Raw genomic sequence first — 26,387 nt, forward strand, 5'->3', positions numbered from 1 at the left:
GCGATCCGTCGCGCAAATTTGATGCGTCGGCCTCGATTCGGAGGATCGGTCGACGGAGCACTCGCCCCATGCGACTAGCATGTGGGCAAACGCGAGTAGCGAGACGGCACTGCTACCAGTCCCTTGGTCTCCCGAGCCGCGTGGCTCACGCCAAGCTTGGATGCTGATCGCGGTTGCCGACTGCTTCTTGCGAGTCGCTGCTGCGATGGGCAGTGGGGGACAAATGGTCGATCGCTTCCTGAGAGCGTTCGAAATCGCGGGTGTCGTGCCGATGCGAGGCAGCCAGCAACAGGTAGAGCGCTGGGACGACAAACAGGGTAAAGACGGTGCCGACGGCCATTCCGGCAACCAACACGATCCCGATGCTGTTGCGAGCTTGAGCTCCCGCGCCGGTCACGAAGACCAGCGGCAAGTGTCCCAAGATCGTCGCCGCCGATGTCATCAACACCGGACGCAAACGTGTTTGCGACGCTTCGATGATCGCCGCGCGCTTGGCCATTCCCGTCTCCTGCAACACGTTGGCAAACTCGACGATCAAGATTCCGTTCTTGGCGACCAAACCAACAAGCGTGATCAGACCGACTTGCGAATAGATGTTGATCGTGGTGAAGTCTAAGCAGGTTAACGTCAGAACGCCGGTCATCGCCAACGGCACCGAACCGAACAACACGATCAACGGATCGCGGAACGATTTAAACTGGGCCGCGAGGACCAGATAAATCAGCAGCAGCGCGAAGCCAAGCGTCACCGCCAACGAACCCGATTCGTTGCGGATCTGGCGCGATTCACCGGCGTAATCGAGTGTCATCGTCGACCCGACAACCGATTCCGCGATATCCTCTAATACGGTCAGCCCTTGCTCTTTGGTGACGCCGGGGAAGACGGCCGCGAAGACCTTGAACGAACTCTGCTGTTGGAATCGGCTGAGCGTCCGCGGGGCGGTTTCCGGTTCGATCGACGCGAAGGTCGATACGGGAATCAATTCCCCCGAAGGTCCACGAACACGTAGATCCATCAAAGCCCCAGTCGATTGCCGATCGACAGCTTCCAGTTGTGGGATGACTCGATACGAGCGATTGAAATAGTTGAATCGGTTGACGTAACCGCCTCCCAACAAAACGCCCAGCTCGCGACCGACAGCCGCTTGGTCGAGCCCGAGATCGGCCAGTCGTTCGCGATCGACGATCACGCGTGCCTGCGGCAGGTCGACCTTCAGATCGGCATCGACAAACATAAACATGTTCGCCTCCCGCGCCCGCTGCACGATTTCTTCAGCCAGTTCCCGCTGTCGCGAGACCGGCAGATCGCTCTTCAGCACCAACTCGACATCAAAATTCCCAGCTCCTGGCAACGGCGGCACAAGCACTGGAAACGCTTCCAGCCCCGGGTTCTGCGACGCGGTGCCAAACACCTCCGGCAACATTTCCTGAGTATTGCGATCGCGCTCGTCCCAATCCTTGGTAATCAAGCCGCCGAACCCACCGCTGGCCGTGACCACGGCCCACATGTAATCGGTCTCTTCGATCCCTTGAAAGCTGTCGGACAATTGTCCCGACCAACGGGTCGACGATGCCAGCGTCGAATCGGGAGCCGCGGTCAGCATCACCGCAACCGCTCCTTCATCTTCGACCGGCGCAAGTTCTTTTGGGGAGAAGATGTACAACGGAACGGCCGCCGCTCCGGCCAACAGCGTCGCCAAAGCGATCGACCAACGCAACTGCAAGACTCCGCCCAACAGCCTGCCGTAGAAGTCGCGAATCGCTGCGAACATCCGGTTCACGAAACGGGTCATCGCTCCTTCGCGGCCTCCCGAAGGGACCAGGTAAGCACTCATGATCGGCGACAGCGTGACCGCTACGATCCCCGAAACGACAACCGCCGCGGCTAACGTAAACGCAAACTCGCGGAACAGCATCCCCGTCAGACCGCCTTGAAAACCGATCGGCGCATAGACCGTGGCCAGCGTGATCGTCATCGCCAAAATCGGACCGACAAGTTCACGCGATCCCATCAGTGCGGCCTTGATCTTGTCGTGACCTTCCTGCAGATGCCGCTGCACGTTTTCGACGACGACAATCGCGTCGTCGACAACCAACCCCACAGCCAGCACGATCGCCAACAGCGTCAACAGGTTTAATGAGAAGCCCATCAGATACATCACGATCGCCGCGCCAACCAACGAGACCGGCATCGCGACCAAGGGGACGATCGCCGTTCGTACCGAGCCCATGAACAGGAACACGACGAAGCCGACGATCAAAATCGTTTCGCTGAGCGTCTTGGAAATTTCAGCCAACGATTTCGACATGAACTTGGTGCCGTCGTAAGCCAGTTCCATATCGATATGCGCCGGCAGATCGGGCTGCAATTCTGCCATCGCGGCCCGCAGACGCGTTGCGACTTCGATCTCATTGCTGCCGGGCAATGGCCAGACGCTCACATAGATCGCCTCGCGACCACGATACATCGCCGTAGCCGTCGGTTCCTCGCTTCCAAGTTCGACCCGAGCGACATCCGACAGACGGATGATCGTCCCGGGGCCGCTGGCGGACGAAGGGGATTGCCAAACGATCAAGTCAGCGAATTCATCGACGCTGCGAAGGTCGGTGTTGGTCAACAGGTCGACCTGCACTGAATCGTTTTTCACTTGCCCAATCGCTGCCAGAAAGTTGTTCCGCTGCAGCGCCGAATAGACATCGCCGGGCGTTAGATTCAGCTCGCTGAGCCGTTGCGGCGAGATCCAGATCCGCATCGCCGGGGTCTGCCCCGCTTCGATGCCCACCTTCTGCACGCCTCTGATAATCGATAGCCGCGGTTGCACGTTGCGAGTCAGATAATCGGTCAGCGCCGGCAGATCGAATCGATCCGACGTAAAGCTCAGATAAAACGTGGCGTAGGGGCGATCGGCGCGGACCAATTCGATCGATGGCGGCTCGGCTTCGGAAGGTAATTCGCTGCGCACCTGCTGCAACCGCGCGTTCACTTCGGCGAGCGCCTTGGTCGAATCATGGTTCAAATTCAATCGCAGCGTGACCGTGCTGATCCCCGCGATGCTGCTCGATTCCACATAATCGATTCCCGCGATCGACGAGACCGCCCGTTCGATGGGAGTCGTCAAAAATCCGCGGACCGTTTCGGCACTGGCGCCAAAATAGATCGTCGTGACGGTGATCGAGGTGCTTTCCAGTTTTGGAAATTGTTGAATGGGGAGCGACGCGGCACAGCGGATCCCTACCAGGACCAAGATCAGATTGACCACGATCGCCAGGACCGGGTGACGGATGAAAATGTCGGTAAACGATTTCATTTCCCGGCCTCCATTTCGACGACGTGTTCGATCTTGGTCGCGCTGGCCGGGTCGGCGCCGTGAGCGGCGGAAGGTATCGACTCGCCCGCAGCCCTCTCAGCGGTTTGCGATATGTCGGCCTGCTTGTCGCTCAACAACGCTCCTTCGTAGACTTTGAACGAACCGTCGGCGACGATCGCTTCCCCCGCCTCGATCCCATCGATCACCCGCGCGACCGCGCTGCCGCCGGAGAGGACGACGACGTTCCGCGATTGAGCCCGCAGTCCGCTGTCGGTTTCCCCCGCGACAAAGACCAGCGACCCGCTGGGCCCCCGACGAACCGCCGAGGCGGGAATCAGCCGTGCCGGAATGGGATCGCCATACATCACCGTGACGTGAACCGAATCGTTCGGCTGCAATTTAGCCGGTGGATTCAACAATCGGGCCCGAGCGGTCAGCGACCTCGAAACCGGATTCGCCGACGCGTCCAACGCGACGATCGTGGCCGTCGCGTGCTCTTGAGCCGATCGCACACGCAGCGACACCTCGTCGCCGATCGAGATGGCATCGGCCACGTGTGCAGGCATCGAGAAGTCGATATTCAGATAATCGGAGATCCCTTCCAAGATGGTGATCTCCGTTCCTTCGACCAGGTACTGGCCGACATGCAAATCGAACAGCCCGACGTTCGCCCGGAAGGGAGCCCGCAGCGTCTTCTTGTCGATTCGCACCTTCAATTCTTCGATTCCCGCATCGGCTCGCGACAGTTCCGCCTCGGCGACATCCAATTCCGACTCACTACCCGCGTTGATGCGATTGAGTTGTCGCGAACGTTCGACTGTCGATTGAGCAAGCTTGCGCGACGCTTCCAGGCTTTTTAACATCGCCTCTTCGGTGCGGATATCCAACCGCAACAACACGTCTCCCTTTTCGACGACGCCACCGGGAATCATCGGGATCTCGGTGACAACGCCGGCAAGTTCGGTCTGCAACCGAATCGATTCGGGAGCCAAAACGTTTCCCACGACCACCGAAGATCGGCGGTAGGAACTCGCTTCAGCTGTCGCCACGGTGACCGAGATCGGCATTTCGGGTGGCGGGGGCGCGGCCATCGCCGCTTTGATCTGCATCGTCTTGGCATAGCCGATCGCCGCCAAAATGCCGACCACCGCTAACACGACCAGCACCGATCCGATCGCCGTGCGAAGCCATCGCAGTCGTGAACGGGGAGCAACCGTTTGATTCATCGTTGTCGTTTCCTAAAGTTGTTCGGTTATTTGCCGGCGATTTCATCGGCGATCAAACGCGTCAGGCTCTGCCGGATCCGTTCGGACCGCGGCCCCATCGTCTCGAGGGGGTCGATCACCGACTGCAGCCAAACCCCGTCGACGGTCGCCAGAACCAATTCCAGAAAATCATCCGAGACGCCATCGCCGCTTAACATCTGATGCAGGGATTCGTAAAACTTCCGGACCTCTTCGCTGTCGCGGCCCCCTTGAATCAAGGCCATCATCACGGCGGCACAATCGCGATCCTCGTCGCACTGCAAAGTGGTCGATTCGCCGAGAAACAAATCGACATACGCCCGCAACCGTTTTCCCGATCCAGCCGGATGTGGCTGCGTCGCCTGCCGAACGAGCGCCAAATGCTCCTCCCCGCCCCGATGTAGAAACGCGTTGACCAACGCTTCCTTCGACGGATAATGATGCATTAGCCCCCCCTTGCTGAGACCTGCCTTGCGGCAAACTGCAGACAGAGTCACCGCTGGCAGCCCGCCATCGCGAATTAACACCATCACGGCGTCGAGAATCCGTGTTACCGTGTCGGGCGTTTCGGAAGTTTGATCATTGTTTCCCATTTTGGCGATCATACCGACCGACCGGTCGGTATGCAAGCGACATCCTTCTGAGCTTTCCGCCCGGCATCCCTGAGCGGGTTGCGCCACCAGAGGTTCACGGCGGGTAGCGTTTTTTCAAGGGAGTCGAGTCGTCCGGCTCGCCGCCGTTGTCTCCATCGCCTGCACGATCGGGATCGATCCGCTAAAAACTGGCGGTAGACAAAACGAAGATCGGGCTTGCGGAGCTGACCGCGCGTTCGAGGACCAAGGAGGTAACAGATGCCAACCAACCCACAAACCGACCGCCTTTACGAGGACGATGTCGCGTACATCCATGACGTCGGCTACAGCGGATTGTGCGCGAGCTGGGAGCCGGGGCTGTTAGAGATTTTTCGAGCCGCCGGAATCGATCGGGGCACGATTGTCGACCTCGGTTGCGGCGGAGGCCGATGGACGCAGCGATTGGCCGCGGCCGGATTTGCGCCCGTCGGAGTCGACATCTCAGCGGCGATGATCGATCTGGCAACCAAGCGGCTGCCATCGGCAGAATTCCACGTCGCCTCGGTCTGGGATTACGAATTCCCCCGCTGCCGCGCAGTGACGGCACTCAGCGAGGTCCTTTGTTATCGAACGACCTCCTGGGACGATCCCGATCTTTTCGACTTGTTTCGCCGTCTCTTCGACGCCCTGGAACCGGGCGGTCTGTTCATCTTTGACGTCACCGAAATCGGACTCAATCAAAATGGCCAGCGAACGTTTTCCGAAGGCGAAGACTGGGCCTGTCTGGTCCGCTACGAAAACGACGACGCGAAACAGCGGCTGCATCGCCACATCACCTCGTTTCGCAAAGTCGACACCGCCTACCGCCGCGCGACCGAAACGCACACCGCCCAACTGTTCGACGCCGACCAGCTCGCAGCCCAACTGAATCAAGTCGGTTTCGAAGTCCGCAAGACGCGAAAATTTGGCACCGCCGACCTCCTACCACACCGCTGCGGCCTAATCGCGAGCAAGCCCGCCGCCTGACAGCAATTCGGCTCTCCCAACCGTGGAGCGGCAGCAGACGCACGGCCCAGGCCGGAGGCCGACACATGAATTGCCGGCGGTGTAAACCGCCGGTCCGCCTTGAGCAAACAAAATGCCCAGGCCGGAGGCCGACACACGAATTGCCGGCGGTGTAAACCGCCGGTCTGCCTTGGGCAAACAAAATGCCGAGGCCGGAGGCCGACACACCCCACCTTACTCCGCGGGCGATTCCTCTTCCCGCACATGTGTGCTGCGATTGTCGAGACTCATCGGGCCGGAACCTTGAGCTATCAAGAAGATCATCGTTCCCATCATCGACAGATTTTTCATGAACTGAATCATCTGCATCTGTTTGGCGTCTCCTTCAAAGGTCCAGAAGTCGTGGAAGAAGTAGGTAGCCAGGACGAGGAAGACCAACAACAGCGTCGCACCGATGCGGGCTTTGAAGCCCAGGATGATCGACAGGCTGCCGGCGATCAGAAACACGATCGCCCCGGCCAACATCACCTTCGGCATCGGGACGCCTTCGGAGCCCATGTAGGCGGCAACGTCATTGAACTTAGGAATCTTGTTGCCGATCGCACTCATCAAAAAGATGGTTGCGATCATGATTCGGCCCAATACGGCGGCGGCGCCTTGAAGGGGGTTGCTGGTCATCTTGTGTGGCTCCTCGAAAATTGAAGTGGTGGTTGAGTCGTGGGACAGGTCCCGAACAAAGGAGCTGCCGATTGGAAATGCTTCGTTGTGGGGATAATCCCAATTCAAACCGTCTATCGATAAAACGCGTCGACAGCGGCAAACTTCACTCGTTTTTCATACTCGCTGGGAACTCTGTTGATGCATCAAGCATGCGGCAAAAAGGGGAGACGACTCAATCGTCCAAAGCGTCGATCCGGCTGCGAGCTTTCTCCAACAGATGACTGAGTTGCGTCAGTTCGCTGCGATCGAGGTGCTTGAGAAGCTGTTTGTGCAACGTGTTCACAGGCCGATCTAGCGGTTCCAAAACGTCGAGCCCCTTATTCGTGATCGCGACGTTGACCACGCGACGATCGATGGTGCTGCGGTCTCGGCTAACGAAGCCCTGCTTTTCCAGTCGATCGATCAAACCGGTGATCGCGGGTACGACCTGGATCATCCGATCGGCAATTTCCAGGCTTGGCAAAGGTTTTCCCTCCCCTCGCAAGATTCGCAACACGTTGTACTGCGAACCGGTCAGGCCATACTTCCGCAGAAGCCGCCCAAAGCGATTTTGAAACTGGTCGCTGGTCCGCAGCACATTCAGCACCGCCTCCTGATGTGGCGACGTAAACGGAGCCTTCTTCTTGAGCTCTTGCTGCAGCGGTCGCCGGACTTGCGTCGGCTCACTTCTCTTTTTTGGTGCCATGAAAATACTTTACGTGACGACCAATTGCGAGTCAAGTGACAAGCGTTGCACGTTTGGGGAGGAGAACGGACAAAATGGAGCCAGAAGCCGACACCGTCGACGATCCGCTAGCGCGGACATTGGGAACTGGTAGAATAGGGCCTCGGTAAACCGCCAATGAATCACACCTAGAATTCCCCACCACATCGAAAGAGTCGACGGATGAAATTTGCTTCAATCGCTTTCCTGATGATCCTCGCGGCTGCGGTCGCTCCCGGCCTGTCGGCCGACGACACCAAGCCCGCCGAAAAAACAGTCTCCACATTTCCCAATCAAGTCGATTGCGAAGGGGCCTACCCGCATCACCTGCAAGGCGTCTGCACCGATGGCGATGCGATCTATTGGAGCTTTACCACGACGCTTGTCAAAACCGATCTCGACGGAGAGGTGATCACGAAAATCCCTGTCGCCAACCACCATGGCGACCTCTGCGTCGACGAAGGGAAGATCTACGTTGCCGTCAATCTGGGCCGATTCAACGATCCCCAGGGGAATGCCGATTCGTGGGTCTACGTCTACGATGCGGCAGATCTGAAGGAAGTCGCTCGCCACGAGACCCAAGAGGTCTTCCACGGTGCCGGCGGGATCGGCGTTTACGACGGCAGATTCTACGTCGTCGGCGGTCTGCCATCCGATATCGAAGTGAACTACGTCTACCAGTACGACGCCGATTTTACATTCGTTAAGAAGCACATTGTCGCCAGCGGACAAACCTTATTGGGCATCCAAACCGCCACGTTCGCTCACGACCGCTGGTGGTTCGGTTGTTACGGCAGTCCCGCCGAAACCTTGGTCACCGACGCCAACTTCAAGATGATCGGACGCTACAAATTCAATTGCTCTTTGGGCATCGAAAAACTCCCGGGCGGTGAACTTCTGGTCGCCAGCGGTCGCTGCGTCAAAGGGACCGGATGCACCGGCCGCGTGACCCGCGCGGTCCCCGACGCGACGACCGGACTGAAACTGATCCAAACCAAATAACTAACCGGCTCCCTCCGATGAACCAACAACAAGAAAATAGACTGGGCGGACGCCGCGCGTTCATGAAAAATGGAACGCTGATTCTGTCAGCCGCTGCAGCCGGTCCGACGTCGCTTTTGGCCGCCGAGAAACCGGCTGGCGTGCGCGTCGCCTTGGTGACCGATCTGCACTACGCCGACAAGCCGCCGGGCGGATCGCGACACTACCGCAAGACCTTGGGCAAGCTGGACGAAGCGGCGAAGCAATTCGAGCGAGAGCAGCCGCAGATGCTTGTCGAACTGGGCGATCTGATCGACGCCGCCGATAGCGTCGAAACCGAAAGCCGCTACCTGCAGACGATCAACCGTCCCTTTTCGGCGATCTGCAAAGACCGTCACTACGTGTTGGGAAACCACTGCGTCGATACGCTGAAAAAAGAAGAGTTCCTGGGGGCGGTGGAGCAGCCGAAGTCATATTATTCGTTTGATCGCGGCGGGTTCCACTTCATCGTGTTGGATTCCTGTTTCCGCAGCGACGGGCAGCCGTATCAACGGAAAAACTTTAAGTGGACCGATGCCAACCTCCCGCCGGCGGAGCTCGATTGGCTGGCCGCCGACCTGAAGGCAAACGATAAGCCGACGATCGTCTTCGCTCACCAACGTTTGGATGTCAGCAACCACCATGGCGTGAAAAACAACGCCGCGGCGCGACAGCTGTTCGAAGCTTCGGGCAACGTGTTGGCGGTCTTCCAAGGGCACAGCCACCGCAACGATTTGAAGGAAATCGGCGGCATCCATTACTGTACACTGGTAGCGATGGTCGAAGGGGGCGATCAGGCCAGCAACGCCTACACGCTGCTGGACGTTCAGCCCGATAGCACGCTGAAAATCACCGGCTTCCGTAAACAGGACAGCTACCTGTGGGAGACGCAATCCTAACAACAAGGTTTACCGCATTGCGAAGCGAACGAGAGAAGATGCTTGCCGGCGCGTTATACGACGCGTTGGATCCGGAATTGGTTGACCAGCGCGAACGTGCTCGCGACCTCTGCCACGACTTGAACGCTTCGCGCGAGCGGGACCAGGAACTACGACGTCGCCTGCTGACCGAACTGCTTGGCAGCGGCGGCGATTCGGTCTGGATTCAGCCCCCTTTCTACTGCGACTACGGCAGCAACATCCGGCTGGGGCAACGCGTCTATTTCAATTTCAACTGCGTCGTTCTGGACGTCTGCGCGGTCGACATCGGCGACTTCAGCTTCTTCGGTCCGGGCGTGCAGATCTACACAGCATCGCATCCGTTGGAAGCGAAACTGCGGCGGACGCAGGAGTTCGGTAAACCGGTCTCGATCGGTTCGGATGTCTGGGTCGGCGGCGGGGCGATCATCCTGCCGGGCGTGACGATCGGCTCCCGGACCGTGATCGGTGCAGGAAGCGTGGTCACAAAAGACATCCCCGAGGGAGTGCTCGCGGCGGGGAATCCCTGTCGCGTGATCCGCGAGAACATCGCGGGGGATTCCGATGAGTGAAGAGGCAGCCGCGCGGCCGGGCAATCTGTTGGCCAACCTTCCCCAAAACGTCCCCGAAGAATTGACGGACATCCTCGCTACCGGACGCGGCGTCCGCGTGGAGCGGATCGTTTCGACGGGGCATCGCAGCCCAGACGGCTTCTGGTACGACCAGCCCGAGCGCGAGTGGGTGCTGCTGCTGCAAGGGGCTGCGACGCTGCAGTTCGCCGATCCGCAGGAATCGATCGACGTGATCCCTGGGGATCACGTCGACATCGCAGCGCATCGCCGCCACCGCGTCGAATCGACATCGGCGACCGAGCCGACCGTTTGGTTAGCGGTCTTCTACCAGGACTGAATCGCTACGGACGAACTTTGTTTTTTGTTTAACCGCGAGCCCATCGGGCCGCGTCGCCTTCAAAAACGCGCGGGGCGTTGCCCACGCGGTTAAACCAAAAACTGTTTGCTGGCTGCATTAGTCTTCTTGGGCGACGCGTTTTTGCGCCAACAACCATTCATAAAATGCGGGGTTGTTGTAGGTTTCGGTCCACGAATCGTGGCCCGCTTCGGGATAGATCGTCAGCTTCGGCTCCGCCCCTTGCCGCTTCAATGCGTCGATCATCGCCTGCGTTCGCTCCAACGGAACCGCTGTGTCTTTGGCACCGTGGAATGCCCAGACCGGGACGTGTGTGAAGTTCCTTGTCGAGCGAGGTTCGCCACCGCCACAGATCGGTGCGATAGCGGCAAAGCGATCGGGACTGAACGCCGCCAAGCCCCAACTGCCAAAGCCCCCCATGCTCAAACCGGTCACATAGACACGGTCTTCATCGACGTTGTGCGTCGCGATCACATCGTCCAACAACGCCATCAATTCAAACTCTCGCCACCAGCGACCTTTGGGACATTGAGGCGATACGACGATAAACGGAAACTCCTTCCCCTCTTCGACCAACCGCGGCGGGCCGTGCATTTTTACAAGGTCCAGATCGTCGCCACGCTCACCCGCTCCGTGCAGGAACAGCACCAACGGCCATGATTTCTGCTTGTCGTAGTCCTTCGGCAGGTACAACAGATAATCCATCTGCACCTCTACCTTGGCGTCCAGATGAACGGCGGCTTGGTTCGCATCGTCCGCTGCCGCCGGAACGACAAGACAAACCGCACAGCTGACAACGAGAATTAGACAGGTCAGAAAACGCATCGCGAGTTAGCTCCATCGAGGTTGGGAAAGCGATGTATTGTAAACACCCGCCGTCGGCTGATGCCACAAAATCGGTGGCACGGGTTGGAGTTCAGGGTGCCACGGGCTCGGCCCGTGATTCGTTCGGCTGCACTGCCACAGCCAGTGGCACACGGGGCCGAGCACGTGTTGGAATTCGGGGTGCCACGGGCTCTGCCCGTGCTTCACTCGACTGCACTGGCAGAGCCAGTGGCACACGGAGGAGAGCACACGTTGGAGTTCTGGGTGCCACGGGCTCTGCCCCTGTTTCACTCGGCTGCACTGGCGGAGCCAGTGGCACACGGAGGAGAGCACATGCTGGAATTCGGGGTGCCACGGGCTCGGCCCGTGCTTCACTCGACTGCACTGGCACAGCCAGTGGCACACGGAGAAGAGTACACATTGGAGTTCAGAGTACCACGGGCTCTGCCCCTGTTTCACTCGGCTGCACTGGCGGAGCCAGTGGCACACGGAGGAGAGCACACGTTGGAGTTCTGGGTGCCACGGGCTCTGCCCCTGTTTCACTCGGCTGCACTGGCGGAGCCAGTGGCACACGAAGGCAAGCACACGTTGAATTTCGGGGTGCCACGGGCTCTGCCCGTGCTTCACTCAGCTGCACTGGCACAGCCAGTGGCACACGGAGAAGAGTACACATTGGAGTTCAGAGTACCACGGGCTCGGCCCGTGCTTCACTCAGCTGCACTGGCACAGCCAGTGGCACACGAAGGTCGAGCACGTGTTGGAGTTCAGGGTGCCACGGGCTCGGCCCGTGCTTGGCTCTGCTGCACTGGCAGAGCCAGTGGCACACCAAGGTCGAGCACGTGTTGGAGTTCAGGGTGCCACGGGCTCGGCCCGTGCTTGGCTCTGCTGCACTGGCAGAGCCAGTGGCACACGGGGGTGGGCGCAAGCGTCTTGGTTCGTTGGACAACGCCGCGTTAACGCACACCGGTGGATACCTCAAATCGCAACTCGGACTTGCCCTGCGACACTTTTCCTGCGTGGCGCGCCGCTTCGATATCAGGCGGCATGTCTCGGCTACGATTCGTCCGACTTTCGCCGCGCCGCCCGCTTCGCTTCCAGTAACCGCTCGGTGTAGCTCTTCTCTTCTTTTTGTGGTTCCATGCTGGCTGGAGTTCCCGCCGACGGTCGATTGGTCGACGTCGTCGCGGCAGCGGATGTCGAGCCGCCCGGCGTCGGATCGCCTCGCGGTTCGAACCGCGTTGCCGAGCGGCGGCGATCGAGTTCCTCGTTGATCTCCAGCTTGCGGCTGCGCAGCGCCGCCATCCTCTCGGTCTGTGAGTTCTCCGCGTCGCTGGCTTGCCCGCGACGGGAGGCCAGCAAGCGGCCGATCCAGCTGAAATCGATCGCCACGCGGCGGATAAAGACATCGCCCAGGAAGATGCAGCACCCGGCCAACACAAACAGCGGCCAGACGTCGCGGATGCTGCGGGCATGCGCCAGTCCGCCGCGGAAGGTGGCGTGATCGGTCAGCGCCCCGATGCTCGACTTTTCCAACGGCTCGGTCAACTGGCCCGCTTCGCCACCGTTCGGCTCGGTATCGGCGAGCGCCTTCAGCAACGCTTCGTTGACTGTGCGGACGCGGAATTCGTTGCTGTAGGGAACGGTCACACCTTGCGACAGCGGTGCTTCGCCGGCGGCTGGCACGACGTTTAAGAAGTAGCTGCCCGATTCATCCGCCGCAAATTCACCGACGTAGCGCCCCGGCGCGACCTGTCGCATCTGCAGCGGCAGCGGGCTGAGATCGGGGCCGATCGCCGACGCATTCATATCGAGAAAGTTGAGAAAGTCGTCCTCTTTGTCGAGCGCTTCGACGACCACGCGAACGCGGCCATCTTCAACTTTGGTCGCCATCGTGAACTTGCCGGTGTCGCCGCTGGGTCGCATGATCCAACGGACCAACTGGCTGTAAAACTTGTCGTAGCCATCCCACTCGGGCCAATCGGTTGCCCAACGTTTGCCGGTGTCGGTTGTCATCACCGCGGCGCGGCCCAGCCCGTAGGTCCAAGCGGCGAGGATGGTTTGGTTGTCGGGCTGTTCGGGCATCGGCGATCGGATCAAGACCTGAGCCAACGGACTCTGTTTGATTTCGGTCAGCACAAATCCCGAGATCGGTGGCAAGGGGGCGTCGATCCCTTCGAGGACCGGATGTCGCTGGGAGATCTGAGGCGTGGCGCCGCCGGGCGGTTCGTAGACCAGCGGACGCGAGACGCGACGGGCTTCGCGTTGATAGATTTTGGGAAGCGCTTTGGGGCTTTTGGCTTCGTAATATTTGCCGCCGGTATCTTTGGCGATGTCGCGCAAACGATTGCTGCCGATCGTTCCATGCGATGCGACCGCGACGGTGCTGATCTTGATCCCCGCATTGGCGAATCCGCGGATCGTTCCGCCAGCCGCCGGGCTGGGATCGCCATCGCTGATGATGATGCAATGTTTCAGAGCGGCTTGGTTGGCGTTCAACGCAGCGAGCGTCATCTGCATCGCAGGATCGAATTGCGGCATATCGCCCGGCGTCATCCGGCTGACCGCTGCCAGCATCGATCTGCGATTCCCGCTGCCGACCGGCAGCAGCCCCGTTCGTCCGCCCCATAACCATTGGTCGCCGCCGGCGGCCCAGTGGATGATGCCGCAGTAGTCGGCCGGCCCCAAGGCTTCGATCGCGCTGCGTGCGACCACCTTCTGCCAGTGATTGCCTTGAGCCATCTCCGAGGCGTGCATGATCATCGCCAACGCGCCGATCGCTTGGACCTTGGTGTTGCGGATCTGGAAATCGACAGGCATCGCCTCTTCAAGCTTCGTTCCCGCCCAACCGCCGGCGCCAAACGCATCGGGTCCGCCGAGCATCAGCAGGCCGCATCCGAGCTGTTGCGTGTTGCGGACGAGCATCTCGATGTGATCGTCGTCGAATCCGCTGATCGAATCCGCATCCTCGCCGCTGGTCCGCGGCACGCCCGCTATGATCACCGCGTCGTAGGCCTGCAGTTCGGCCATCGACGTAAACAGATTGTTGCTGGGCATGACGACGATCTCGATGTCCGCTTTGCGCAGCGTCTCGATCATCTCGCGATATTCATCCGGCCTGGCCCAATCTTCGATCAACAGCACGCGTCCCTTGCCGCGAACGTACGTGTAGGCCGACGCCTCGTTGTTCTGGCTGACCGCATCGCTCGCCGGATCGTCGGGGACAAAGCGGGCTTTATAGGTATAGGGAGCCGGTTGGTCGATCGTGTGTCGCAGTGGAAAGACAGTCGGTTTGTCGGGATCCAACGTGATCGGTTCGTTCAGCAGCACCTGTTCGTCGCTGCCAAGTTTGCGAGTCACCTCCAACCGCCCCGGGATCGGTTTCTTCGATTCGCCGCCGGGAGAATAGTTATTGATCACCACGCGGGCTTCAAACGGTTGGCCGCGACGAATATCGGGAGGCAGATCGATCTTTTCGACCAGAACTTCCGACGTCGCATCCAACTGGACCGGAACGACATCGATCCCGATGCCAGCTCTGGCGATTCGCGATGCCAGCTGACTCGCGTTGCCGAGGTTTTCGTTCCCATCGGTCACGACGACGATCCGCCGCGAGGTGTCGTCGGGCATCGCCGCTTGAGCCAACTTCAGCGCCGCCTCGAGATTGGTGGCATCCTTGCGGCCAAGATAACTTTCCAACCGACGGAGATCGGGAATGTCGTCGTCAAACGGTGGGATCTCCACCGCCGCCTCTTTACCAAAGACGATGATTCCCGCCCTGTCGGCGCGAGCTGTGTTGCGTTGGGCGGCGACGTTGCGGATCACGTATTGCAGCATCGCATCCCGCTTGGCCACCGGGATGCTCTCGCTTTGATCCAACAGATACATGACCGTCATCCGGTCATCGGTCCAGACCAGCTGTACCCCGGCCAACGCCAAGACGATCGCCGCGGCAACAAGCGTTCGCAACAGCAACGCAAAAGTCCGCCGCACCGGCCCCAGCAGCGCCAGTCCGCGATAGCTGGCGAGCCAAAACACCGGAATCAATATCAGCAGGGCCAAGTAGCCGGGATGCTCAAAGCCAAGCCGTAGGCCAAACATGTCGGATATTCCTTGCAGGAAGAGAAATCGTCGATTGGGTGAATGGACATCGCCGTGGCATTGCTGCCTTGGAATCCCTTCGATTTCCCATTGTATCGCGTCTTCGCCAGCGGGTAACACTCCGCCCTGAAACAGTTGCCAGGGCTATTCAGTGTTTCAAACTGGAGCGTCTCTGGAAATGGTAACCCGACGGGGAAACGAGGCAGCGTGTGACTTTCTCGCTTACGCGTCGGGTTATCGTGAGCGTCTACGCCCAACGACTGAATGAACCTGAAACAGTTGCAACTTGCGACTCGACCTGACTGCCAAGCGAGATCAGGTGATTGCAGTCGGCAGCTTCTTGCAGAGACGCCATTGCCCGACACCCTGCGTTGGCACAAGAGGGAGAACGGCCCACGGCACTGCAGCGCGTTACAACCAAATGTCTCGCGTTCTCAATGGGCGTCGAGACGTCTAACGCTCTGCGACGCAGAAGCTTGCGCAATTTTCGAATTATCACAAATTAATCGCAGTACAAACTGCTACGACGCGCGTTCTCAAAGTAACCAAAATTGTTCATTTCACAGAAACTTGTTCGCCGAAACGCGGTTGAATGTTAGAATGGATCAGACAAGCTGTTACGAAACCGTCAAGCTTGACGGTACCAGCCGGTCTGTTTCGTTCGTTGACTATTCAACGATCTCTCCTACATGAGATTGCCCGGTAGGATTCGCCCGCTTCTTCAGCGGAGCGAGTCAGGATGCGTGCCTTTTTGAATTCCTTGCTTGGCACGCATTGGATTGCTGTTCCTTGTTCACAGAAGCACTGGCTAAAGGTCTGCACTTCGCGCCTCGAGGCTCGGTCGCTAACGTCCCTTTTTAACGGAGCATCATTTGATGCCAAAACGAATTCGAACTGGTTTCACCCTAGTGGAACTACTTGTTGTTATCGCTATTATCGGTATTTTGGTCGGCTTGTTGTTGCCCGCGGTCCAAGCCGCTCGCGAAGCAGCTCGCCGCATGCAATGCAGCAACAACCTTAAGAACGTCTCTCTGGCTTGCCACAACTACCACGACACCTACAAAACGTTTCCGACCGGCTGGGTCAAGCAATCGCTCCCTACGATGACGACCGCCGAATCAAAGTGGAGTTGGGGGGCTTTGATTTTGCCATTTATCGAGCAGGCGCCATTGCACGATCAATTAGACGTCGGGGGCACCCGCATCGCGACGGATTTAAACAATGCCACAACGCGTGCGTTGATGCAGATTCCGATCAGTACGTTCAAGTGTCCTTCGGATGTCGCCCCTGATCTCAACAACCAAACCTATCGCACGTTGCGCGATACGGCAGCGGCTGACATCGAGGTCGCCTCGAGCAATTACATCGGCACCAACTCCATCGGCGACGTGATCATCAATGGGACGATGGGCGGAGTATCGGGTGGCACCTCGGGCAGTGGGCGACAAGGCCTATTCCTGGAGAACACCGGCGTCCGCTTCCGCGACATCACCGACGGTACCTCCAACACGCTGTTGTTCGGGGAACGTCGCTGGCAACACAGGGTTTCCACCAGCGGAGCAGTCCTCTACGACGCAGCGGCGAATGTGTTTGGCGTTCGTCACACTGACACCACCACCGTGGCGGCTCTAAATCAATCGATCGGTTCGGCGGTTGGAACCTCGCGCGGCCGAATCAACTACAGCCTCGATGTGCAAGACGTCGCCAATGTCAGCTTTTCGAGCTACCATCCCGGCGGAGCCCAGTTCGCACTGGCTGACGGCAGCGTGAAGTTCGTCACCGAAACGGTTGAGTTCAGCGGCAACTCGCTTCAGCAAAATGCCGACCCAACCTTGGTCAACAGCGTCTTCGAAAAGATGATCGCTCGCGACGACGGCCAACCTTTCCAAATGCCGTAACCCGAACAACGGTAGAGATCGCGGCGGTTCACCCCCTGTGATGTCCCGCGATCGACCATTGCACACCTCGACAGCGGACCGAATCGATTCGGCCCGCTGTTTTTCGTTTCCGCTGCGTTGGCGCGGCGGCGGCTTGCTTGCAAATCGCGACAGATTCGATAGCGTATAGCTCAACGATCACAGCGTTTCCCACCCCAAATCCAACGAGCCCTCGATGTCGTCACCTCGTCTTGCCCTCCATTGGCAAATTCTTCTGGGCATGCTCGCCGGGCTACTCTTTGGGCTGCTGGCGTCTCACTTCGGCTGGACCGAATTCACGACGAACTGGATCAAGCCGTTTGGGCAGATCTTCGTCAACATGCTGAAACTGATCGCGATCCCCTTGATCATCACCTCGCTGATCAAAGGCGTCTCCGATCTGCAGGACATCTCCAAATTCTCGCGGATGGGCGGTCGCACGATCCTGTTGTATCTGTGCACGACCATCGTCGCGGTCACGTTGGGGCTGGTGGTTGCCAACGTGGTTGCTCCGGGACGTTCGATCACCGAACAGACCCGCAACGATCTGCTGGGTAGCGCCGGTGGCGGTCCCGGCGGCGAAGGGCAATCGCAACAGATCGACAAGATCAAAGCCGAAGCTGCGGCGACCAAGTCGCAGGGGCCGTTGCAACCGCTGGTCGACATCGTCCCGGACAACATCTTCTCCGCATCGTCGTCGAATCGGAACATGTTGCAGGTGATCTTTTTTGTCGTCTTCTTTGGAATCGGCCTGATCCTGATCCCGAAGGATTCGGCCAAACCGGTCAAAGACTTCTTCGACGGCTTAAACGAAGTGATCCTCAAGCTAGTCGATCTGATCATGCTGGCAGCCCCCTTTGGCGTCTTCGCGCTGTTGAGTGCATTAATCGTCGACGCTCCGGGTTCGGACCTGTTGATCGCCCTTTCGGTCTACGCCTTCTGCGTCCTTCTGGGGCTGGGCCTGATGGCGTTTGTCTTTTATCCAGCCTTGGTTGTGATCTTCACCGGCCGCAGCTATGTCTCGTTTTTCCGTGGCATCTCGCCGGCACAACTGCTCGCCTTTTCGACAAGCTCCAGCGCCGCGACGCTACCGGTGACGATGGAACGCGTGCAGGAGCATCTGGGAGTCGACGAAGAGGTGGCCAGTTTTGTGCTGCCCGTCGGAGCGACCGTTAACATGGATGGCACCAGTCTGTATCAAGCCGTCGCCGCGATGTTCATCGCTCAAGCCTATAACATCGACATGACCCTCGGCGATCAAGTCACGATCGTCTTGACCGCCACCCTGGCTTCGATCGGTTCCGCAGCCGTGCCGGGTGCCGGGATGGTGATGTTGGTGATCGTGTTGGGCGCGATTGGCGTCCCCGAAGAAGGTCTGGCGTTGATCTTCGCCATCGACCGTTTGTTGGATATGTGTCGGACTACCGTGAACGTGACCGGCGACGCGACCGTGGCGATGCTGATTGCCAAAAGCGTCGGCATGCTTCACGATCCGTCCGTCGACCACGATCCGACGGCAAGCGAAGTCCTGACGAAGGAGCAGCCTCAATGAATCAACCCGCAGACAATGCAGCCGTCGAAGTCGTGCAGGCTCCCGATTCCGCCGCGATGGACGCCTTGTGCGATCGGCTGCAGACGCTCGCCGACCAGACCGACCGCAGTGGCGAGTGGCCCGCGGCGCAGTTGCAACTGTGTGCCGCGGCGGGAGTCTTTCGTTGGTTTATGCCGACCACCGCGGGCGGGTTCGGATGGTCCGACGCCGATCAAACGCGAGGTTATCTGCGGTTGGCCGCTGCCGATCTGACGACCACGTTTATCATCACCCAACGGATGGGAGCCTGCCGCCGGATCGAAGGCTGCGAAAACGAAGCCCTTCAAAAACGCTGGCTGCCGCCGCTGTTGGATGGCAGTCAATTTGCGACGGTCGGAATCAGTCACCTGACGACCAGTCGCCGCCATCTGAGCACGCCGGTGCTGGGAGCTGAAGCTGTCGGCGACGGCTATCGCTTGTCGGGTTACAGCCCCTGGGTAACGGGTGGGGCGCATGCGGATGTGATTGTTGTTGGGGCGACGCTCGACGACGGCCGGCAATTGTTGGCAGCGGTCCCCACCGATCGCCCAGGCGTTGCCGCGCAAGCCGGTATCCCATTGGTTGCCCTTTCGGCCAGCGCGACCGATCGCGTCGATCTGCAAGATGTCGCGATCGGCCCCGACGATTTGATCGCCGGACCGATCGAAGATGTGATGAGTCAAGGCGTCGGCGCGGGGACGGGCGGTCTGCAAACGTCGACTCTGGCGATTGGGCTATCGAAGGCGGCTGTCGATTTTCTGACGGCCGAGGCGCAACAACGCGAAGCCCTGCTTCCGGTCGCCGAGCAACTGCAGACCGAGGTCCGCAATTTAGAAGTCGATCTGTTGAGTGTCGCCAGCGGCAACCAGGTCTGTTCGACTGCCGATCTCCGTGGCCGGGCCAATCGGTTGGCGCTACGAGCCTCTCAGGCGGCGTTGACGGCAGCCAAAGGAGCCGGCTTTGTCCAGGGACATCCCGCCGGACGATGGTGCCGCGAAGCGCTCTTCTTCCTGGTTTGGAGTTGCCCGCAACCGATCGCCAACGCGCACCTGTGCGAATTGGCGGGGATCGAATAAATCGCTAGCAGGAGTCGCGGCGCGGGACGCCGCGATGGTTTCCATCCTTCTTGCGCTACGCCGTTTCTGGCATCGCATCGATAGCGATCATCCATCGCAACTTGCCGGCCGACGGGCGGATCAATTGCGATGGGAATTCCGCCGGAGCTTGTCGATCGCCCCAGACGTGTTGCAGCGCTTCGCGCTTCCCGGCACCACCGATTAGGAACCAGACGTTGCGAGCGGAATTGATCGCCGGAGCGGTTAGCGTTTGACGGAAGGTATCAAACTTTTCAACCCAGTTTTCGACAAACAAACGGTCGCTCGAGTCGATCGCTGTCGTTTGTGGGAAGAGCGACGCGGTGTGCGCGTCGTCTCCCATTCCCAGCAGCACCAGGTCCCACTGGAGTGAATCGCCGCCGAACTGCGCCTTCAACGTCGCTTCATATTGAAGCGCCGTCGCCGCGGGATCGGCTGGATCGATCGGCACGCGGAAGACGTTCGCCTCGGGAATCGGCACGTGATCCAACATCGCCTCGCGGACCATCCGGAAATTGCTGTCGTCGTCCTCGGGCAACACGTTCCGCTCGTCTCCCCAGAACAATTCGATCTTGGCCCAATCGAACGCCTGTTGGTTCTCGGCCATCAATCGATACAGCAGCTTCGGCGTCGAACCGCCAGCCAGCGCGATCCGGCAGACGCCGCGAGCGGCGATCGCGTCGCAGCACAGCGGAATCAGGTCGTCGCAAGCCTGGCGGCTGATGCTGGCGATGTCGTCAAAAACTTCGAGCGATCCGAGCGTCGGTTTAGTCATAATTTCGTTAGGTCCTGAACGTCAATGAAGAATCGATTCGCTTCGCTCTGAACACGGAGTGCGAAGTGGGAGTCGATGCGAATGTTTGCAATCGGCGCGACCGGAAGGTCGCGGAACACTCCGTATTTAAGCCACTTTTTTGCAGCGGCAAAAGATACATCAACCTCCATAAGCAGGTATTTGCCAGAGAGGTTGGCGTCTTTCGTATTTCGATTCGCCGCAATCCGCAAACGTTTCAAATCTGTCTTGCGATCCTGGCGGCGCGATTAGACGTCGGTGCGGCGGCGGGGGGCGGAGGATTTGAACAGTCCCGAGCTAGCGGGAGGAGCGGCGGCGGCTGGAGCGGGGGAATCGTGTCGCAGGGTTTGGCTGCTTTGCCCGTGCGATTCGGCGGCGTCCAAGTCGCCAAGATATTCGGCTTGCACTTGCGGGTGACGCTTAACAACGTCGGGCGTTCCGTCGACCAACACTTGGCCTTTGGCGATCACGTAACATCGATCGACGGTGCTCAAGATCTCGCGTGCTGCGTGGTCGGTGATCAAGACGGCGATCCCCGAATCTCGCAGCTGGTGGATCACGCCTTGAATCGATTGCACCGTGATCGGATCGATACCGGCAAAGGGTTCGTCCAACAGGATGATCCGGGGGTTGGATACGAGGCAGCGGGCGATCTCCAGTCGGCGGCGTTCGCCACCGCTGAGCTTTCCGCCACGCGATTTGCGAATGTGGGTGATGCTGAATTCGGTCAGCAGTTCCTCGCAGCGGGCCTGCCGTTGCTTGCGGTTGTGTCCCAGCAATTCCAACAGCGCCAGGATGTTCTGTTCGACTGTCAGCTTCTTGAAAACGCTGGAGTCCTGCGGCAGATATCCCATCCCGCCGTCGCGGGCACGGCGAAACATCGGCCAATCGGTGACCTCTTCGCCGCCCAGGCAGACACGGCCTCGATCGGGATCGACCATCCCGCAGATCATCTTAAAACTTGTCGATTTACCGGCACCGTTGGGGCCCAGCAGGCCAACGATCTCCGCTTCGTTGACGTGCAGGTTCACACCGTCTACGACTTTGCGGCGACCATACGTTTTATGAAGATCGATCGCTTCGAGAATCGCTAGTGACATGTTCGGCATCCTTGCCAATGGAGTTTGCGGAGTTCAACGTCGCAGCGCGTCGTCGGGGTTCGACGGCGCGGGGATCAATGGATCAATTTCATGCGGCGAAAGTTAGGCGTGAAGGGGACCGGCGTATTCCAGGGGTGAGGCCAGAAGACGAAGACCGCTTTGCCAACCAACAGGTCGCGAGGAACAAAGTGCTTGCCGGTCCAGCCCCGGGCATCGGCACTCTCGGGGCTGTTGTCGCCCAAGGGGAAATATTGCCCTTCGTCCATCGTGTATTCTTGCGAACGGCGAGCGGCCCACAGCTTGGTCGTGCCCCAGTCCTCGGGATTTCCCAAGATGCGGCCTACGCTGCGCGGGTCGTTGGCGACGCCGTGATCGCTTGAGTAATCATTAAACGCACTGCCGTAACGCGATTGCTTTGGCAACGCGATGTAGTACTTGTCGCGCAATACGCGGACATGGTTCAGCGTCGCGGCAACGCCCGAGACGCCGATCGCCAACGGAGCACCATCCAATGGATTTTCGGCGGTCCAGTACGGGCGATCCTCTTCCCGCGTTCGATAGCTGCGGCTGTCGTAGGTCGTTGGCCGATCGAAAAGGACCTCGTCGCCATCGATCCATAGCCGCAGTTCGTCGTCGTAATTGCTGAAGCGAATATCGATCCGATCTCCCGCTCGCGCTGTCGTCTGTCCGACGGGTGACTGCAGCGCCGCTGGATCGTCGCTGGCCTGTCCGGCTGGCGGATCGAAGGGATGCTGTTTGTCGCCGTCGACAATTTTCAGCGTCGCGTCGCCGGAGGTAAGGTCGATCGTGCAGCGATACTCGACGCCCGCGCGGACCAACATCAGATCGAGTGCACCTTCGCCCGGTTCGGTTTCGATGTTGATCTCCATCAACAGATCGCCGACCCAGTGGGCGCCCATCCGACTGTAGGCTCCCTGCTGGACATCGCCAAACTGCGAAAGACTCTGCCCCGAACGATACGAACTGAGGAACTGGCCCTGTTCGTCGTAGACCTTCCAACGCGGCACGGTCAGGTAGCCGTTGTAGGCGTAAAAGTCGGTGATCGGCAGCACGCGGTAGGGACGGGCGTTATCAAGCTTGATCCCGTTCCGGGCTTTGTCCCACGCATCGGTGCCGGGCCAGTCGTGATAGTACCGCAGCCAACGCGTTTCAGATTGGCCGGCGTCGATCTTGGCTGTCATCCCGCCGGTGTCGGCTCGCGTCTTCCAAGAGTTTTCCGGCGGCGAAGTCGCTCCCTCATCCCAGGGTTGCCAACGCAGCGGCCATCCCGCGTCCAACAATTCTTTCGACTGGTGCGCCGAGTCGTGGACCAGATGGCTCATCGACAACAGCTTGGAGAGTTGTTGTTTGCGGGCGATCTTGAAATCTTGCGATCCATCGGGGCGGATGTAGAGATCGCCGTTGGTGATCTGGACGGTTTCGTTGGGCAGCCCCACGATCCGTTTGATGTAATTTTGTTTGGCGTTGCCAGGATTCTTGAAGACGCCGACGTCGAAGCGTTCCGGTTTACCAAACGCGTACGAAAACTTGCTGACCAAAATTCGGTCGCCCGAGAAGGTCGCGTCGTTTGGGTTCCCCTCCAGATCCAGTGGCGTTTCGGATCGGCAATTGGGACAGATCGTGCCAACAACGACCATGCCGGTGTTGCGGTCGGGCAGCTCGAGACTCGCCCCGGTGCGATAGTTCTCACCGCAGTGCGGACAATAGATATCCTTGTGCGTCCCCATCAAAGTCGGGGCCATCGAACCTGTCGGAATCACGAAGGCTTCGGCGACAAACGCGCGGAACAGCAGCGCCAAGATGATCGCCACGACGATCGATTCTACCGTCTCGCGAAACGATTGATTTGGTTTCGCATCGGCAGTCTCGCTGTCGCGAGCCGATCGCTTCTTCTTACTCAATGCTGCATTCATAGTGACTTCCGCTGGATGATCCGTTGGCCGGTAGTGTAACGGAAGTGGCAGTTTAGAGAAACTTGAATTCTCGCGCGGCCTGCGACGTGCTAGCTAATAGGCCGCCGATCCAAGATCGATGCGAAAAAAGGCTGTCGCCCCCGATCATTCGATCGGGGCGACAGCCAAATATTGATCCGCCAGCGATGCCTACGCCAGCGGTACTGAATCGCCTGGGCTTATTCCAGGATCATGTCGTCGACGGTGTGCTGCGTTGGGATCATCGGCAACACGTGCTCTTGGTAAGGAACTTCGACATCCAACAGATAAGGACCGTCGTAGTTGATCATTTCCAAGAGGGCTCCTTCGAGGTCGCACTTCTTGCTGACCGTGGCCGCACCGCAGCCGTATCCCTTGGCGATCCCGACGAAATCGGGATAACGCTTCTGAGCGTAGGCGAAGCGATCGACGTTGCTCTTACCGCGAGCTTCTTCGTGATCGATCGGGCCCAAGTAGGTGTGGGCGCGGTTGCGTTCGTTGAAGCGATCCTCCCACTGAACCACCATTCCCAGATGCTGATTGTTCAGCAACAGGACCTTCACAGGCAGCTTTTCGCAGAAACAGGTCGCCAGTTCCTGGATGTTCATCTGGAAACTGCCGTCGCCATCGATGTCGATCACCAATGCGTCGGGGTTTGCCGCTTGAACTCCCATCGCCGCAGGCAGACCGAAGCCCATCGTGCCCAATCCGCTGCTGCAAGCCCAAGTCCGTGGCTTGTTGAACTGGAAGAACTGAGCCGCCCACATCTGGTGCTGACCAACGCCCACCGAGACATAGGTGTCGCGGTCTTTGGTCAGGTTCGACAGAGTGCGGATGGCATGCTGTTGCAGAATGCCGTCAAACGATTCGTCGTACTTGAACGGATACTTGGCTTTCAGGGCCTTACAGTCGGCGACCCATTGGCTGATGTCGGTGGGGGCTTCGACGATCTTCAGCAGTTCGTTCAGCGTATCGGCAACGTCCGCGTTGACTGGGATGTGAACCGGTTTGTTCTTGTTCAATTCCGAAGCGTCGATGTCGACGTGAATGATCTTGGCGTGCTTGGCGAATTCGGCCAGTTTGCCGGTCACGCGATCGTCGAAACGAACGCCCAACGCGATCAACAGATCGCAATCGCGAACGGCATAGTTGGCGTAAGCCGATCCGTGCATGCCCAGCATGTCCATCGACAGTTCGTCCTGGTTCGGGAACGAACTGAGTCCCATTACGGTCATCGTGGTTGGGATCCCGGTTTTGCGAACCAGTTCACGCAACTGAGGGCTAGCACCTGCAGCGATGATACCGCCACCGGCGTAGATCATCGGTCGCTTCGCCATTTTGATCGCCGCAGCGATTTGGCGAACCTTTTCGGGAGCAACCTTTGGTGCTTCGGCAAAATAGCCCGGCAGATTCATCTCTACGTCTTCTTCGACGCTGATCGACGCCATTTGAACGTCTTTAGGCATGTCGACCAAAACGGGGCCCGGACGGCCGGTGGTCGCGATATGGAACGCCTCTTTCATCACGCGAGGCAGATCTTTCAGATCGGTGACCAAATAATGATGCTTGGTGATTCCGCGGCAGACTTCGACGATCGGAGTCTCTTGGAACGCGTCGGTGCCGATCACGCCGGTCGGAACCTGGCCGGTGATCGCAACCATCGGAATGCTGTCGAGTTTTGCATCGGCAAGCGCGGTGACCAAGTTGGTCGCTCCGGGACCGCTGGTCGCCATCACAACTCCGACGCGGCCGGTGCTGCGGGCGTAACCTTGAGCTGCAAAACCGCCACCCTGCTCGTGGCGCGGCAGGATTGTGCGAACTTCGGTCCCGAATTTCGTCAGCGATTGATGCATCGGCATGCTGCACCCGCCGGGATAGGCGAACAGGACGTCGACACCATGATCCACCAGCGATTTGACTAGGATATCCGCACCTGTCATCAGCTGTGAGTCGGATTTGGTGCTAGCTGTACTCATCTAAAACGTCTCGCTCATTTGGGGGTGTAGTGGTCTGTTCGAACGAACTGGCATTTACACGAAGTCATCAAAACATCGAATCTATGCGACGCGCAGGCAGATCGCCTGCTCGGTCAGTTTACACAATGATTCTTGATTTGGAGAGGGCTAATGCCGGTCAATCTCAGCAGGCATTTGACTCCTGCCGACGCGATTCCCAATGCGCCGGTGACTCCGAATTGTCCGAAAGATGGAACGGACAAGCATTCGCCGCGAAGGGTTCGCCATGCTCGCTGACGTTCTTGCCGTCGCCGCCGGCGGTGCCATCGGTTCCGCTTTGCGATTCTTGGTCACATTGGCCTCCACAACCGCCTTAGGGCTGGGTGCCGCCGGAACGATCGCCGTTAACGTGCTGGGATGCCTGTTGATCGGCGGCTTGGCCGAAGCGACGATCCTGGGGACCAGCATGCCAGATCGCCTGCAGTTGGCGATTCGCGTGGGGCTTTTGGGTGGCCTGACCACCTTTTCGACTTTCGGCTACGAAGCGGTTGTCTTCGCAGAAAAAGATGGCTTGGGCCCCGCCGCCGCCTATGTGACCACAAACCTCGTGCTGGGTATCGGAGCGGTTTGCCTGGGAATTTTTGGCATCCGAGCCCTCTACACCTGAGC

The 26,387-nt window shown here is 59.1% G+C and carries 21 protein-coding genes; 9 read left to right on the forward strand and 12 right to left on the reverse strand.

Going from position 1 to position 26,387, the window contains the following annotated elements; all coding sequences use genetic code 11:
* Positions 1 to 145: 145 nt before the first annotated feature.
* Genes EC9_RS09570 through EC9_RS09580 form a run of 3 tightly spaced genes read right to left on the reverse strand, consistent with a single transcriptional unit; the run spans position 146 to position 5,180 of the window.
* A complete protein-coding gene (locus tag EC9_RS09570; RefSeq protein WP_145344424.1) occupies positions 146 to 3,307 on the reverse strand; it encodes an efflux RND transporter permease subunit in 3,162 nt (1,053 codons plus the stop codon).
* Positions 3,304 to 4,533 carry an efflux RND transporter periplasmic adaptor subunit gene (locus tag EC9_RS09575; RefSeq protein ID WP_145344426.1) on the reverse strand — a complete coding sequence of 410 codons (1,230 nt, stop codon included), beginning with the start codon at positions 4,531 to 4,533 and terminating at the stop codon, positions 3,304 to 3,306. The genes EC9_RS09570 and EC9_RS09575 overlap by 4 nt, the downstream gene beginning before the upstream one ends.
* A 26-nt stretch (positions 4,534 to 4,559) precedes the next feature.
* The gene (locus EC9_RS09580) at positions 4,560 to 5,180 is read right to left on the reverse strand and encodes a TetR/AcrR family transcriptional regulator (RefSeq protein WP_145344428.1); all 621 of its coding nucleotides are present in this window, start codon (positions 5,178 to 5,180) and stop codon (positions 4,560 to 4,562) included.
* A gap of 222 nt (positions 5,181 to 5,402) precedes the next feature.
* Between EC9_RS09580 and EC9_RS09585 the strand changes: the two genes are divergently transcribed.
* Positions 5,403 to 6,149: a class I SAM-dependent DNA methyltransferase gene (locus EC9_RS09585; protein ID WP_145344430.1), complete on the forward strand. Its 747-nt coding sequence runs from the start codon at positions 5,403 to 5,405 to the stop codon at positions 6,147 to 6,149.
* Between the two features lie 213 nt (positions 6,150 to 6,362).
* Here EC9_RS09585 and EC9_RS09590 read toward each other — a convergent pair whose 3' ends face one another.
* Complete coding sequence (locus EC9_RS09590) at positions 6,363 to 6,806, reverse strand: DoxX family protein (RefSeq protein ID WP_145344431.1); 444 nt, start codon at positions 6,804 to 6,806, stop codon at positions 6,363 to 6,365.
* Between the two features lie 214 nt (positions 6,807 to 7,020).
* The gene (locus tag EC9_RS09595; protein ID WP_145344433.1) at positions 7,021 to 7,533 is read right to left on the reverse strand and encodes a MarR family winged helix-turn-helix transcriptional regulator; all 513 of its coding nucleotides are present in this window, start codon (positions 7,531 to 7,533) and stop codon (positions 7,021 to 7,023) included.
* 201 nt (positions 7,534 to 7,734) lie between these two features.
* Here EC9_RS09595 and EC9_RS09600 point away from each other — a divergent pair, with 201 nt between their 5' ends.
* The 4 genes from EC9_RS09600 to EC9_RS09615 are packed head-to-tail and all read left to right on the forward strand — an operon-like array spanning position 7,735 to position 10,397.
* Positions 7,735 to 8,553 carry a lactonase family protein gene (locus tag EC9_RS09600; RefSeq protein WP_246106043.1) on the forward strand — a complete coding sequence of 273 codons (819 nt, stop codon included), beginning with the start codon at positions 7,735 to 7,737 and terminating at the stop codon, positions 8,551 to 8,553.
* 17 nt (positions 8,554 to 8,570) lie between these two features.
* Entirely contained in the window at positions 8,571 to 9,470 is a 900-nt protein-coding gene (locus tag EC9_RS09605; protein WP_145344435.1) for a metallophosphoesterase family protein, read from the forward strand.
* Between the two features lie 17 nt (positions 9,471 to 9,487).
* Positions 9,488 to 10,060, forward strand: a complete 573-nt coding sequence (locus EC9_RS09610; RefSeq protein WP_145344437.1) for a sugar O-acetyltransferase — start codon at positions 9,488 to 9,490, stop codon at positions 10,058 to 10,060.
* Positions 10,053 to 10,397, forward strand: coding sequence for a cupin domain-containing protein (locus tag EC9_RS09615; RefSeq protein WP_145344439.1), 345 nt, complete (start codon positions 10,053 to 10,055; stop codon positions 10,395 to 10,397). Before EC9_RS09610 ends, EC9_RS09615 begins: the two co-directional genes overlap by 8 nt.
* Before the next feature lie 117 nt (positions 10,398 to 10,514).
* Here the strand turns inward: EC9_RS09615 and EC9_RS09620 are convergent, their stop codons facing one another.
* Both EC9_RS09620 and EC9_RS09625 read right to left on the reverse strand, forming a co-directional pair.
* Positions 10,515 to 11,240, reverse strand: coding sequence for a carboxylesterase family protein (locus EC9_RS09620; protein WP_145344441.1), 726 nt, complete (start codon positions 11,238 to 11,240; stop codon positions 10,515 to 10,517).
* A gap of 1,053 nt (positions 11,241 to 12,293) precedes the next feature.
* Positions 12,294 to 15,338, reverse strand: coding sequence for a VWA domain-containing protein (locus tag EC9_RS09625; protein ID WP_145344443.1), 3,045 nt, complete (start codon positions 15,336 to 15,338; stop codon positions 12,294 to 12,296).
* A gap of 875 nt (positions 15,339 to 16,213) precedes the next feature.
* On the opposite strand from EC9_RS09625, the gene EC9_RS09630 reads away from it, so the two are divergent.
* The 3 genes from EC9_RS09630 (at position 16,214) to EC9_RS09640 (ending at position 19,900) form a co-directional block, all read left to right on the forward strand.
* Positions 16,214 to 17,236, forward strand: coding sequence for a DUF1559 domain-containing protein (locus EC9_RS09630; RefSeq protein WP_145349074.1), 1,023 nt, complete (start codon positions 16,214 to 16,216; stop codon positions 17,234 to 17,236).
* A 214-nt stretch (positions 17,237 to 17,450) separates the two neighbouring features.
* A complete protein-coding gene (locus EC9_RS09635) occupies positions 17,451 to 18,806 on the forward strand; it encodes a dicarboxylate/amino acid:cation symporter (RefSeq protein ID WP_145344444.1) in 1,356 nt (451 codons plus the stop codon).
* Positions 18,803 to 19,900, forward strand: a complete 1,098-nt coding sequence (locus EC9_RS09640) for an acyl-CoA dehydrogenase family protein (RefSeq protein WP_246106044.1) — start codon at positions 18,803 to 18,805, stop codon at positions 19,898 to 19,900. The genes EC9_RS09635 and EC9_RS09640 overlap by 4 nt, the downstream gene beginning before the upstream one ends.
* Positions 19,901 to 19,955: 55 nt before the next feature.
* On the opposite strand, the gene pgl is transcribed toward EC9_RS09640, so the two are convergent.
* The 5 genes from pgl to ilvB all read right to left on the reverse strand — a co-directional run bounded on the left by pgl (position 19,956) and on the right by ilvB (position 25,739).
* Positions 19,956 to 20,693 (reverse strand): 6-phosphogluconolactonase, encoded by a 738-nt coding sequence (pgl, locus tag EC9_RS09645; protein ID WP_145344446.1) that lies wholly within the window; start codon positions 20,691 to 20,693, stop codon positions 19,956 to 19,958.
* Positions 20,690 to 20,932 carry a hypothetical protein gene (locus EC9_RS09650; protein WP_145344448.1) on the reverse strand — a complete coding sequence of 81 codons (243 nt, stop codon included), beginning with the start codon at positions 20,930 to 20,932 and terminating at the stop codon, positions 20,690 to 20,692. The genes pgl and EC9_RS09650 overlap by 4 nt, the downstream gene beginning before the upstream one ends.
* Positions 20,933 to 20,959: 27 nt before the next feature.
* A complete protein-coding gene (gene lptB, locus EC9_RS09655; RefSeq protein WP_231746066.1) occupies positions 20,960 to 21,811 on the reverse strand; it encodes an LPS export ABC transporter ATP-binding protein in 852 nt (283 codons plus the stop codon).
* Positions 21,812 to 21,885: 74 nt separating this feature from the next.
* Positions 21,886 to 23,745, reverse strand: coding sequence for a signal peptidase I (gene lepB / locus EC9_RS09660; protein WP_145344449.1), 1,860 nt, complete (start codon positions 23,743 to 23,745; stop codon positions 21,886 to 21,888).
* 218 nt (positions 23,746 to 23,963) lie between these two features.
* The gene (gene ilvB / locus EC9_RS09665; protein ID WP_145283771.1) at positions 23,964 to 25,739 is read right to left on the reverse strand and encodes a biosynthetic-type acetolactate synthase large subunit; all 1,776 of its coding nucleotides are present in this window, start codon (positions 25,737 to 25,739) and stop codon (positions 23,964 to 23,966) included.
* Between the two features lie 265 nt (positions 25,740 to 26,004).
* Between ilvB and EC9_RS09670 the strand changes: the two genes are divergently transcribed.
* Positions 26,005 to 26,385 carry a fluoride efflux transporter FluC gene (locus EC9_RS09670; RefSeq protein ID WP_218934703.1) on the forward strand — a complete coding sequence of 127 codons (381 nt, stop codon included), beginning with the start codon at positions 26,005 to 26,007 and terminating at the stop codon, positions 26,383 to 26,385.
* The last annotated feature ends 2 nt before the right edge of the window (positions 26,386 to 26,387 follow it).

Source organism: Rosistilla ulvae, assembly GCF_007741475.1.
Classification (GTDB): Bacteria; Planctomycetota; Planctomycetia; order Pirellulales; family Pirellulaceae; genus Rosistilla; species Rosistilla ulvae.